The organism is Mammaliicoccus sp. H-M34 (assembly GCF_022386495.1).
GTDB classification, from domain to species: Bacteria; Bacillota; Bacilli; order Staphylococcales; family Staphylococcaceae; genus Mammaliicoccus; species Mammaliicoccus fleurettii.
On record NZ_JAJNIK010000001.1, the window covers coordinates 1 to 13874 of the forward strand.

Genomic DNA, 13874 nt, shown 5'->3' on the forward strand with positions numbered 1-13874 from the left:
CTTTATCGAATAATTCGACTGTAGAACCTGGTTCAGCGTTTACAGAAATCGTTGGCGTCATATGAGCTTGTCCTGTTAAATCAGTTGTGATAACAGGTTTAGCCGGAGCCGTTGTATCAGTTGCTTTGATTGGGTCAGAAGCATCAGATGTATTTGGTGTTTCTGCGTTATCCGTCGCTTTCGCCGTAATATTACCTTCAAGTAATGGCATAGTTGGCGTAATTTCAGCGACACCTTGATCATTGGCCATAGCTTCACCAATTTTGTTGCCATCTTTATCGAATAATTCGACTGTAGAACCTGGTTCAGCGTTTACAGAAATCGTTGGCGTCATATGAGCTTGTCCTGTTAAATCAGTTGTGATGACAGGTTTAACTGGCGCTGTTGTATCAGTTGCTTTGATTGGGTCAGAAGCGTCAGACGTATTCGGTGTTTCTGCGTTATCTGTCGCTTTGGCCGTAATATTACCTTCAGGTAATGGTGTTGTTGGCGTAATTTCAACTACACCTTGATCATTTGCGACGCCTTCACCAATTTTGTTTCCATCTTTATCGAATAATTCGACTGTAGAACCTGGTTCAGCGTTTACAGAAATCGTTGGTGTAGTTCCTGCTTGTCCTGTTAAGTCTGTAGTGATAACAGGTTTAACTGGCGCTGTTGTATCTGTCGCTTTGATTGGATCAGAAGCGTCAGACGTATTCGGTGATTCCGCATTATCTGTCGCTTTGGCCGTAATATTACCTTCAGGTAATGGTGTTGTTGGCATAATTTGAGCAATACCTTGATCATTTGCCACAGCCTCACCAATCTTATTGCCATCTTTATCAAAGATTTCAACCTTTGAATTAGGTTCAGCATTTACAACAATCGAATTTGTCGTCCCTGCTTTGCTTGTTAAATCTGTTATGATAACAGGTTTAACTGGAGCAGTTGTATCAGTTGCCTTGATTGGATCAGAAGCGTCAGATGTATTCGGTGTTTCTGCATTATCAGTCGCTTTCGCTGTGATATTACCTTCAAGTAATGGTGTAGTCGGCGTAATTTGAGCGATACCTTGATCATTCGCCTTAGCTTCACCAATTTTGTTTCCATTCTTATCAAATAATTCTACATTTGACCCAGGGTCAGTAGTGACTGTAATTGGTTCTGTAGTACCTGCTTTACCAGTTAAATCAGTTGTGATAACAGGTTTAGCCGGAGCTGTTGTATCTGTCGCTTTGATTGGATCGGAAGCATCAGATGTATTTGGTGTTTCTGCGTTATCCGTCGCTTTGGCCGTAATATTACCTTCAGGTAATGGTGTAGTCGGCGTAATTTGAGCGATACCTTGATTATTTGCGACAGCTTCACCAATTTTGTTTCCATCTTTATCAAAGATTTCAACTTTTGAATTAGGTTCTGCATTCACAGATATATTTGGTGTCATATGAGCTTGGCCTGTTAAGTCTGTAATGATAACAGGTTTAACCGGAGCCGTTGTATCAGTTGCCTTGACTGGATCTGAAGCGTCAGACGTATTCGGTATTTCTGCATTATCAGTCGCTTTAGCCGTAATATTACCTTCAGGCAATGGTGTTGTCGGCGTAATTTGAGCGATACCTTGATCATTTGCGACAGCCTCACCAATTTTATTGCCACCTTTATCAAAGATTTCAACTTTAGAATAAGGTTCAGCATTTACAGAAATAGTTGGCGTAGTTCCTGCTTTGCTTGTTAAATCTGTTATGATAACAGGTTTAACTGGTGGTGTTGTATCTGTTGCCTTGACTGGATCAGAAGCATCAGAAGTATTCGGCGTTTCCGCATTATCCGTCGCTTTAGCTGTAATATTACCTTCAGATAATGGCGTTGTCGGTGTGATTTGGGCGATACCTTGGTTATTTGCGACCCCTTCACCAATTTTGTTTCCGTCTTTATCAAAGATTTCAACTTTAGAATAAGGTTCAGCATTTATAGAAATAGTTGGAGTTGTACCAGCTTTATCCGCTAAGTCTGTAGTGATGACAGGTTTAGCCGGTGCTGTTGTATCTGTTGCTTTGATTGGGTCAGAAGCGTCAGAAGTATTCGGTGATTCTGCATTATCTGTCGCTTTCGCTGTGATATTACCTTCAGGTAGTGGCGTTGTCGGCGTAATTTGAGCGATACCTTGATCATTCGCTTTAGCTTCACCAATTTTGTTTCCGTCTTTATCGAATAATTCAACATTAGATCCTGGTTCAGCATTCACAGAAATAGTTGGAGTCATATGAGCTTGTCCTGTTAAGTCTGTAGTGATAACAGGTTTAACCGGAGCCGTTGTATCAGTTGCCTTGATTGGATCAGAAGCATCAGATGTATTTGGTGTTTCTGCATTATCCGTTGCTTTGGCTGTGATATTACCTTCAGATAATGGTGTAGTCGGCGTAATTTGAGCGATACCTTGATCATTGGCCACACCCTCTCCAATTTTGTTTCCGTCTTTATTAAAGATTTCAACATTAGAACCTGGTTCTGCATTTACAGAAATAGTTGGCGTAGTTCCTGCTTTGCCTGCTAAATCTGTTATGATAACTGGTTTAGCCGGAGCTGTTGTATCTGTCGCCTTGATTGGGTCAGAAGCGACAGACGTATTCGGCGTTTCCGCATTATCTGTTGCTTTCGCTGTGATATTACCTTCAGGTAGTGGCGTTGTCGGCGTAATTTGAGCGACACCTTGATTATTCGCCACACCTTGACCAATCTTATGACCATTTTTATCGAACAATTCTACATTAGATCCTGCTTCTGCATTCACAGAAATAGTTGGTGTCATATGAGCTTTACCACTTAAATCTGTTGTGATAACAGGTTTAGCCGGAGCTGTCGTATCTGTTGCCTTGATTGCATCAGAAGCGACTGAAGTGTTCGGTGTTTCCGCATTATCCGTTGCTTTGGCCGTAATATTGCCTTCAGGTAATGGTGTTGTTGGCGTAATTTGAGCGACACCTTGATTATTCGCCACACCTTGACCAATCTTATGACCATTTTTATCAAATAATTCAACATTAGATCCTGCTTCTGCATTCACAGAAATAGTTGGCGTATTTCCTGCTTGTCCTGTTAAATTTGTTGTGATAACAGGTTTAGCTGGTGCAGTTGTATCTGTTGCCTTGATTGGATCAGAAGCGACTGAAGTGTTCGGTGTTTCTGCATTATCGGTTGCTTTGGCCGTAATATTGCCTTCAGGTAATGTTGTTGTTGGCGTGATTTGTGCGACACCTTGATTATTCGCCACACCTTGACCAATCTTATGACCATTTTTATCGAATAATTCTACATTAGAACCTGGTTCAGCATTAACTGAAATAGCTGGAGTCGTACCAGCTTTGCCTATTAAGTCTGTTGTAATCACAGGTTTAGCCGGAGCAGTCGTATCTGTTGCCTTGATTGGATCAGAAGCGACAGAAGTATTCGGTGTTTCAGCATTATCGGTCGCTTTGGCCGTAATATTACCTTCAGTTAAAGGTGTTGTTGGTGTAATTTCTACCACACCTTGATTATTTGCCACACCTTGACCAATCTTATGACCATCTTTATCGAACAATTCTACGTTAGAACCCGCTTCTGCATTCACAGAAATAGTTGGTGTTGTTCCAGCTTTACCAGTTAAGTCTGTTGTGATGACAGGTTTAGCTGGAGGCGTTGTATCTGTCGATTTGATTGGATCAGAAGCTACAGAGGTATTCGGTGTAGCTGCATTATCAGTCGCTGTCGCTGTGATATTACCTTCAGTTAAAGGAGTTGTCGGTGTGATTTGAGCAACACCTTGATCATTTGCGACACCTTCACCAATCTTATTGCCATCTTTATCGTATAATTTTACATTAGATCTTGGTTCAGCGTTAACAGCAATAGTTGGAGTCGTACCAGCTTTACCAGTTAAATCTGTTTGAATGACAGGTTTATTTGGAGGTGTTGTATCTATAACGAAGAATTTAAAATTTTTACCTATACTATTACCGCTTGGATCTACATATTTAACAGATATTCTACTTGTACCTTCAGTTGTTGGTGTACCAGTAATTTGCTTGGTTTGACTGTTATAAGTTAGTCCTGGAGGTAAACCTGTTACGCTACTTGGTTCTACATCACCGCTATTATCTGTCGCGTTAGGAATTGTTATTGGTTGTATGGCTACATTCCTTTCATTAGTTTTATTTTGTAGAGGTGGAGCTACAGGTGGTGTTGTGTCTATAACTTCAATTACTACTGGGACATCATCGTAACTGTTATCTGGGTATGTTACTCGTACAGTAGCATTTTTATCACCTACAGTTCGCGTATCTATTTGTGTTATATACTCATATCTTGTACCATTTGGTGTTCCGGCTGGTAAATTGATTGATTGATCAACAGATGGTGTTTCATTTATCTCTACTGTTTGGTTAATAGCTGTTGGATTATGTCTATCTGCATCTGTTTCTTTACGAGTAGCGACTTTTGGAGCACTCGGAAACAATTCTCTTCCTTTGGTTACTATTCTTGCTGTAACATCTCCTTCAGGAATATCTACTGTCGGTGTTATAGGTGCTTTACCATTTGATTGGACAACACCTTCACCAATTACATTATTACTTTTATCGTATAATTTAATTGCTAATCCTGGTAATGAATATACAACAACAGGAGTTTTGGTATTAGCCTTTTCAGTTAGGTCTGTATGAATAGTAGGACTAATAGTGGTATTATAAACACCTCTAACTCTAAATGAATTTTGTTTATTTCTAATGCTAGTATTCAATCCACCAGCACCGATAATAAATGATTTGAATTTATGATCACCAGTTGATGTATCTGTAGGGTCTTCATATTTTGAAAGTAATGTTGTTAATGGTACTCTCACTTCAAATTCAACAATAATTTTCTCAGAATGAGCTCCATATACTACTTTAACTTGAGATGTAAGAGGATAGATGAAATCTCTTGTTATATCATTATATATTTGAGGTCTCTTTAGTCTAAACGTCTTATTTAAATCTTCGGTATAAACTTTATTTGTATTTATGCTTTGGCCATTTTTTTCTAATTTAACTATTTTAATATTTCCTTCACTTGCAGCGAAATAATATTTCATACTTCCTCTATTGGCACTGTTGTCATTGAATTTAATTTTATATCTTATAACAGCATTATCACCTTCACGTGCTACGTTTACTAATTGCATATTAGCAAGTAAGTGGAATTGGTCTCCTTGGTTATTACCACCAAAGTCTCTATCACCCAAAGGACCAAAGTCATATTCTTGAGCAATACCTGTTGGATATGGTCCTTGAGCAGCTCTAAACACTGATAAACTAGGAGCAGGATAAACATTTCCGTAATTTGATTGGAAAGATTTATTTAACGCTAATGCTTTTTGTTGTGCTCTTGTTAAATCAGAATAGAAAGCTTGAATATTTAAGTTCTTAAGTTCTTCAAAATCAATTGAAAAAATCTCTCTTGGACTTAATTTCTTAAATTCTTCAACAGTCATTTTATTAGTACGGACTTCAGTAGCTTTAACTATTTTAGGTGTCACATTATTCTCATTATTATTTGTGTTATTTATCTCATTATTATTTCTATTTTGAATTGCTTCATTTGAATTGTTTTTCTCTATAATTGTTTTTTTATTATTTTCAGGTTCAGTTAAATTTGTTTTTATTTCTGAATGTGGCGTTTGTTGAGGAGATGAATTATGTTGATCTACTGTATTTGTAGTAGTTGACGCCTTGATAGATTGGTTTACATTATTTTCAGGTTTATCTAATTCTTTATTATTTTCTTTAGTAACAATCGTATCTTTGTTTAATGTGTTTTCCTCTTTATAAGTTGAATTTTCTGTATTTTTTTGTTCATGTATTTCATTCTCCACTTTTGAAGTTTGATTATCTGTTTCTTCAACTTTAAATTGTTCTTCTATTTGTTCATTTGTGTTTATTTTATCAGTTGGTGCCTCATTATTCTGTTCTACATTTTCGTTTGTGTTTTGATTTGATAGTTCATTACTTGTATCATTTGTTGTTTCTGTAGGTTTTACTGATTCTTCTTGATTGGTAACATCTATATTTTTTTCTGATGCAAAAGCTTTATCTGATGGATTTCCAAGAAATAAAAGTGTACCGATTAATATTGAGCATGTACCAATAGTATATTTTCGAATACTAAACTTTTGTAATCGCCGTTGATTGTCCATTAGCAATCTCCTTTTCATAGATAATAATTTATATAGGAGTGCTACTTTACTCATACGATGATTCTTATGTAACTATTTTATTTTTATCTCACTAGTAATGTGTTCAAAAAATCTCTAAATGAATCTAAGATATATGAGCTAAGTTTCACTCTAACAATATGTGAATGGTGATATTAAATTACTCTCCTTCCATATAAACTATTCACATATTTGATATGGAACAAAATTAAATTTTGTTCCAAAATATTATATCATCTTTATTGTGCGAATAAAATACTATATTTTTAAATCTCTATAAAATATTTATATAAATTTTAAAGTCTATAATATCTCGTTATAGTATGTCGTATTCAAATATTATTCCTGTATTCTCACTTGCATTTAATTGAACTATGCTAGATGTTCATGTAAATTAGATATAATGATGAATTTAATTGAAAGAGATGATATTAGTGCCACAAATTTATTTTGATGCAGCGACTAAAGGTAATCCTGGTGAAAGTACATGTGGAATTGTAATTATAGTAGATAATGAGAGGCATTATTTTACGGAAAGCTTAGGATTGATGGATAATCATCGTGCTGAGTGGGAAGCATTTATCTTATCACTAAAGCATGCTATTGAATTAAATGTTAATAATGCTTTAGTGTATACAGATTCAAAATTGATTGGTGATAGTATAGAGAAAAATTTTGTGAAGAATGAAATGTTTAAATCGTATTTTAATGAATATAAACAATTGCAACAGAAATTTGATTTAGTATTCGTTAAATGGATACCAAGAGCACAAAATAAAGAAGCTAACCAATTAGCACAAACTGCATTAAGAAAGCATTTGAAAAAACGAAATAAAAAATAATAACCGCCAACTACATTGTTGGCGGTTATTATTATGAAAAGTTATTCATTAAATATTTACTTGAAACAAACAGTTCATGTTCATTACAAATATTTATAGAATTTTCTATATGATGGTTGTATGTCATTTTATTTAATAAGTCTTCTGTTTCAAGTGGTACATCTGTATGAATTTGAGCTAGTCGTTTGGACATGGCTAAATCATCTCTATATGTAATGATTTTATTATGTTGTCCGGCAGTTAATTCATCAATATTTTCTATAACATTTTCAACTGATTGATATTGTTGAATAAGTTTTATTGCAGTCTTCTCACCTATTCCTTTAACTCCTGGATATCCGTCAGCAGTGTCACCCATAAATGCTTTTACATCTACTAATTGATGTGGCTCAAGACCATATTCTTCTCTAAATTTATGGATATCATATTTATTATATATATTGAATCCTTTTTTTGTTAGCCAGATGTTAACGTTTGTATCAATACATTGCAATAAATCACGGTCACCACTTACTACGTATGTTTCGTATCCTTTTTCTTGTGCCTTTTTACTAATCGTACCGATAACATCATCCGCTTCATAATTTGTTATACCTAAGTTAAACATTCCTAATTTTTCAGCAATCTCTTTCGCTCTATCAAATTGAGGTATCATCTCTTCTGGTGGTGCAACTCGGTTAGACTTATAAGCTTCAAACATGTCGTTACGAAATGTTTTTGAACCCATATCCCAACATACTGCAACGTGTGAAGGTTGTATATCGTTAATAACTGTATACGTATGTCTAACGAAACCTTGTACCGCGTTTGTGGGAATCCCTTTTGAATCTCTCATAAATTGCTTATGGATACTTGTAGCATAAAAATGTCTAAATAATAAAGCCATTCCATCTATTAATAATATTTTATTTCCCATTTTGTTCTCCTCTATATCTCTTTTAAGACTTTTTCGATTTGTTCTATAACATTATTATCTATGTTAACAGATAAATATGATTCTATCAGTTTAATCGTTTCTTTGTTGTAATCTACTATATAATGTTCAGCTAAGTTATCATAGCCTTCAAGATTTTTAGTTAAAGCATTGTTAAAGTAGACGATTGGTTGATCTAATAACGACATTGTATCATTTAATATTGATGTTTGTACGTCCTTAGCTTTAGATGTTTTTAACAAATCTTTTTTCGAAATGGAACTAATTGTTTGGTTAGAGATGTCTTGAATATTGATATTTATCGGTTCTGGATTTATTTCATTGATAAAATCATGTTTGAACTTTGATACTAATATTGACGCTTCGTTTAATTCAACGATTGTTGGTGTAAGTAAATCATCAAATGTTCTTGAATAAAAGTTCTTTAATCTTTCAACTATGAGTGAACTTTCTAAACTTAATTTTTGATTTAAATCATCGACATATTGTTTTGTACTTGTTTGCAGTGATTGTTTAAAATCATCTGTAACAGTAGAAGTATTAAAATGTTTTTTCACAATATCGTTTAATTGTATATTTAATCGGTCTTTCAAATAATAAAGTTGATCATGAATTTCTTTTTCTAGTTGATGATGCGATTTTACAACTATTTGATTAGTGAAGTTTTGTTTTTCTTTATATTGAAGTAATGTAGTATTTCTTTTTTCTAATTGTGCTTTATCTTGTCTATACGTATGGACCATTCTTTCAAGTTCACTAATCAATTGATTAATTCTTGATTCTACTTGAGATTGTAAAACAGTTTTACTTTCAACTTTAACAAAATGTTCTATTGCGTTCATGAAATTATTGAAATAGTCGTCATAATTTTTAATAGCGAGTTTACTAGATACAGGATAACATTCAGGTTTAATGTTTAATGCATCTAATGAGGACTCCACATATGAAATAACTGCATTTTTATCTTCTTCTGATTCTGCTAAGTCAATCGCATTAATAACGAATTTTAATCCTTGTGTTTGTTGCAAATTATTCATATCTCTCATATAAGTTAAAAATTCGCCATCTTTATCTGTAAAGGCATGGTTGTAATAGCTAACATATATTATAAGATCACTTGAAGCTATTATTTGTTCAGTTTCTCTCGTGTGTCTTTGGTTATTAGAATTTAATCCAGGTGAATCGATAATAATTTTATCTTTTAACCATTCTTCTTCTAGTCTTAAATTAATTTTATGCACAAATGCTGCGTGCGTATCATCTGCAGTTAGTTTTTCTAGTTCTTCAAGTTTAAACTCAGTGGCTTTATCTTTTTTCAGTGTATCTTCATAATATTTGAAGTTTGTTTCAATAGCTTCAAAAAATGCTATATGATTACTCGATAAAGAAGGATGTTGTTTTATATTTTTATCTTCTATAAAAGACTCAATAGAATCATAATTTTTATTCGCAAATTCTGTTATATGATTAATTTCTTCGAGTAATTGAGAATAAGTTTTAAAAGTAACTTCTTGTTTTGTGCCATAACTAATTTCAGTAATACTTGCAGTAGTTGGGTTTGGTGAACTTAATAATATAGGCTTTCTTAAAATAGCATTAATTAAACTACTTTTCCCTGCACTGAATGTACCAAATACCGCGATTTTTGTAATGTTATTTTCTATACGCTGAACTTGGTTATGAATGTTTTCTACTTCACCTTCAAATAATGGAAGATTTTTCAACTTTGTTAATTTTTCTTTTATATTAACGAGATTACTTTCTTTTTGTTTTGAGTTTTTTACTTTATATTGATGTTTCTTCTCAATTTGATTTCCTAAATCTATTTCTTCAATACGTACAAAATGTCTATCAATTAACTTATCTATAGATTCATCCAGATGAATATAGTAGTGCTGGTAATTATTTGTTATAAGAGAAGATTTTAAATTTTTGAATTCAATATATTCTTCATATTCACTTAGTTGGTTTGCACCTTCATTAGTTTCATTATGCACTTCACTTGAATTCACAATTTCTCCTATAAGTTGATTTGTTTCATTACGAACTTTTCTAGTGATGATATCTACTATACCTTTCGTATATATAATTACATAATCATTCGTAATAGACGTTTGCTCTTGGACATGTTCAGCAAGTTCCTCTTTAGAAATTGTATATTGTTGGTTGATAATTTTTTCGAAAAGATTGGAATCTTTAATGTATTTATTAAGATGTTCTAATGATTTAATCCATACTTTCGTTATTTCATCATGTATTTTTAAATCTAATTCTTCTTTTACCGTATTTAACTTTTCTTCTTGAATAAGTTCTTTTTTCTTATCTTTGTTGAATAACCCTTTTACTTTATAATCTTTAGCTGTCGTTTCTAAATAAACACGAATCGTTTCTCTCATTTCGTAAGGCATTAGATAAGCGTTATCTAATATTTCTTTTCGCTTTTCTTTTAAATTTGATGTGAATTGATCTTTATTTTGAATAAGAGACTGTTCATTTTGAACGTTGAATTTTTCTTTATATGTTTGATAATCTTCATCAAATGTTTCTTCAGTTGATTCAATGTCTGAAAGAATAGATTCCATATGACGATTTATATATTCTAATTGCTCTTGTTTAATGTAATTTGTTACGCGTTCAATAAATACTTGATGTTCAGTTCTGTTTTGATCAAGTTGATGAATGTATTCATTGAATTCAACTTTTTCATTGTTTGGTGTTTCATACTTTGATACATAGAAAATCTTCTCTAAATTAAGTTTCCAATCTGTAACTGCTTTATTAACTCTACGCTTATATATATCAAAAGGTATTTCATTTTCATCATGTTTATCTACTTGATTCACAAGCAAAATAACAGGTATATCTAATTTGTTAAGAGACTTAATGAAATTGAAATTCATATCTGATTGTACGTGGTTATAGTCTACTGTATAAAAAACATAATTCGAAGTCAGTAAATATTGAAATGCACTTTCTCTATGGTTGTCACTCATAGAATCTACACCTGGCGTATCTTGAAAAGTGAAACCTTTATTAAATTTATCAGAAGTAAACTCTATCTCGATTGATTCTACTTTACGATCTTCAGTATTTAATCTTTTGACATCTTCTTGGTTATTCACCACTGTATATTGGTTATCACTTAAATTGACGGAAATACTATTTTTATTTGATGAAATTAATTGTGCGGTATTACTCGTTGTTGGCACTGGTGAACTCGGTAATATGCTTTGGCCGATAACATTATTTATTAATGTAGATTTTCCAGCTGAAAAATGACCTACAAAGCTAACAGTATATTGTTCATTATATACTTTCTTAATCATTTCATTGATTTGTTTAATCAATTGTTGATTTGATGATTTTTCAATTTCTTTTTTAAGTTTATAGAGTAAGTCTAATGATTCTTGATTACTTTCCATTTTAATTCCCCTTCATTTATGCACAAATAATTTAAATAATGTGATTTACATCACATTATTTTTTCTATCTCTATTCTATTATAAATAATGAAGAGAATATAAGAAAGGATGAATCATATGACAGTCCAAAAAAATGACCTTAGTAATAAAACTGATGACCATTCACATGATGATCTCGACCTAAGAGGCACGCTCTACTCAGTTTTTACATTGGGAGGAATTTTTGCAGTATTATGGGTGATTTGTTTTATTTTATTTTTGATAAGAATGTAAGGGGTGAAATTTGTGCATAAATATGAAAAGTTATGGTTAACCATAGGAACAGCTTCTTTAGTATTGTTTCTTGCAATTTTAATAATCACTGGATTACATAATGGACATAAGCCAGCCGCTTCTGGTAGAGAGTATGTAAATCCAGATAAAGTCGATCAAATTGAACCTTTTAATAAGCCAGGTCTCAATAAAGTGGATGGTAAAGACTATGACTATGAACTAGTAATAGTCGCTTCAGCTTTTAATTATCAACCTGGAAAAGTAGAAATACCTAAAGGTTCAAAAGTAAAAATCATTGCAACAAGTAAAGATACTTTGCATGGCTTCAGTTTACCTGGAACAAACGTTAACATGATGCTTGAACCAGGACACATTAGTGAATATACAAAGACATTTAATGATAAAGGCGAATATTTGATCATCTGCAATGAATATTGTGGTGTCGGTCATGCAGATATGAAGTCGATGATAAAGGTTGTGGATAAAAAATGATAACACGTTTAAATAAGTCAGACAGTAAACTCGTTATGGCACATATGTATGTGGCAATTGGTTGTTTAATTCTAGGGGGACTCGCAGGTTTATTACAAACTTTTGTAAGATCAGGTTTATTACAATTACCTAAGAATATTTCTTATTATCAAATTTTGACTGTACATGGTATTGTTTTAGCACTTGTACTTACAACTTTCTTTATTTTAGGGTTTCAATATTCAGCAGTAGCCAAAACTTGTGGACATTTAACATCTGTACAAAGAAAATTAGGATGGATTGGCTTTTTTGTTATGATTGTTGGAACGCTTATGGCTGCTACAATGGTGTTACTTAATAAGGCAACAGTTTTATATACTTTTTATGCACCATTACAAGCACACGTCATATTCTATGTAGGTATGGCTTTAGTAGTTGTAGGTAGTTGGATTTCTGTAATTGGCCAAATTTTGAAATATAGAGAATTTAAGAAGACTTATCCAGGTAAGAAATCTCCCCTACTTAGTTATATGGTAGCAATAAATGGAGTAATGTGGATTGTATGTTCGTTAGGGGTTGCAGCAACAGTGCTTTTTCAATTAATACCATGGTCTTTAGGTTTAGTTGAAAGAGTTGATGTGTCATTAAGTAGAACATTATTTTGGTATTTTGGACATGCATTAGTTTATTTCTGGTTATTGCCAGCTTATATGTGTTGGTATGCAATCGTACCGAAAATAATAAACGGCAAAGCATTCTCAGATAACTTAGCAAGAATGTCATTTATGCTTTTCTTATTCTTCAGTATTCCTGTTGGGATACACCACCAATTAGTTGAACCTGGAATTGATGATATGTGGAAGTATTTACAAGTAGTTCTAACATTTATGGTAGTAGTACCTTCGTTTATGACAGCATTTAGTCTATTTGCAACTTTCGAGCATCATGGGCGTTCTTTAGGATATAAAGGATTATTTACATGGTTTAAATCTTTACCTTGGAACGATGCAAGATTTGTATTACCTTTCTTAGGTATGTTGGCATTTATACCTGGAGGTGCTGGAGGCTTAGTAAATGCTTCAGCACAAATGAATGGTCTTATACACAATACGATTTGGGTAACTGGACATTTCCATTTAACAATCGCATCTGCTGTTATATTAACTTTCTTCGGCATAATGTACTGGTTGATACCTCATTGTACAGGTAGAAAATTGACTAAATTTACTAATAAATTAGCAATTATACAAGGCTATACTTGGGCAATAGGAATGACAATCATGAGTGGTGCAATGCACTATGTAGGTTTATTTAAAGGTGCTCCAAGAAGATCGACTTTTTCTGAATATGGAGGTGCTAAACAAGCGGCAGAGTGGATCCCGTATCAAGTTTTACAAGCCGTTGGGGGAACAATTCTATTTATTTCAATTATATTAGTTGTAATGATATTTATACACTTAGCTTTCTTATCACCAAAAGGAGAAGAAGAATATCCAATTGCGGAAGCATTAGATGAGCAACAACCAGTAACTAAACTTGTCGAAAACTGGAGATTCCTAATCATCATTACTGTATTATTAATTCTAATTGCTTATACAGTTCCGATTGGTCAAATGTTTATAGATCCACCACCAGGAGCTAAAGGATTAGGTGAAGGTAAACTTTGGTAAGTAAATGAAAAGTTAATAAGTACGCTTCATACAAAAAAGATGAAACACCCA

General features: G+C 33.1%; 6 protein-coding genes. 3 read left to right on the forward strand and 3 right to left on the reverse strand.

Going from position 1 to position 13874, the window contains the following annotated elements:
- A partial coding sequence (locus LQ608_RS00005) for a Rib/alpha-like domain-containing protein (protein WP_239749122.1) occupies nucleotides 1–6193 on the reverse strand: 6193 nt, incomplete at its 3' end.
- 452 nt (nucleotides 6194–6645) lie between these two features.
- Here LQ608_RS00005 and LQ608_RS00010 point away from each other — a divergent pair.
- Nucleotides 6646–7053, forward strand: coding sequence for a ribonuclease HI family protein (locus tag LQ608_RS00010; protein ID WP_239749366.1), 408 nt, complete (start codon nucleotides 6646–6648; stop codon nucleotides 7051–7053).
- A 31-nt stretch (nucleotides 7054–7084) separates the two neighbouring features.
- Here the strand turns inward: LQ608_RS00010 and LQ608_RS00015 are convergent, their stop codons facing one another.
- Together LQ608_RS00015 and LQ608_RS00020 are read right to left on the reverse strand one after the other, a co-directional pair.
- Entirely contained in the window at nucleotides 7085–7969 is an 885-nt protein-coding gene (locus LQ608_RS00015; RefSeq protein WP_239749123.1) for a 5'-3' exonuclease, read from the reverse strand.
- An 11-nt stretch (nucleotides 7970–7980) separates the two neighbouring features.
- On the reverse strand, nucleotides 7981–11409 hold the full coding sequence (locus LQ608_RS00020; protein WP_239749124.1) for a dynamin family protein: 3429 nt from the start codon (nucleotides 11407–11409) through the stop codon (nucleotides 7981–7983).
- A gap of 285 nt (nucleotides 11410–11694) precedes the next feature.
- Here LQ608_RS00020 and LQ608_RS00025 point away from each other — a divergent pair, with 285 nt between their 5' ends.
- Complete coding sequence (locus tag LQ608_RS00025) at nucleotides 11695–12174, forward strand: cytochrome c oxidase subunit II (RefSeq protein WP_078356655.1); 480 nt, start codon at nucleotides 11695–11697, stop codon at nucleotides 12172–12174.
- Complete coding sequence (locus LQ608_RS00030; protein WP_239749125.1) at nucleotides 12171–13823, forward strand: b(o/a)3-type cytochrome-c oxidase subunit 1; 1653 nt, start codon at nucleotides 12171–12173, stop codon at nucleotides 13821–13823. The genes LQ608_RS00025 and LQ608_RS00030 overlap by 4 nt, the downstream gene beginning before the upstream one ends.
- The last annotated feature ends 51 nt before the right edge of the window (nucleotides 13824–13874 follow it).

What these genes read in the sequence shown, in the direction of transcription:
- LQ608_RS00020 (WP_239749124.1), bottom strand. Translation starts at nt 11,409, where the DNA reads ATGGAAAGTAATCAAGAATCATTAGACTTACTCTATAAACTTAAAAAA.
- LQ608_RS00030 (WP_239749125.1), top strand. Translation starts at nt 12,171, where the DNA reads ATGATAACACGTTTAAATAAGTCAGACAGTAAACTCGTTATGGCACAT.
- LQ608_RS00015 (WP_239749123.1), bottom strand. Translation starts at nt 7,969, where the DNA reads ATGGGAAATAAAATATTATTAATAGATGGAATGGCTTTATTATTTAGA.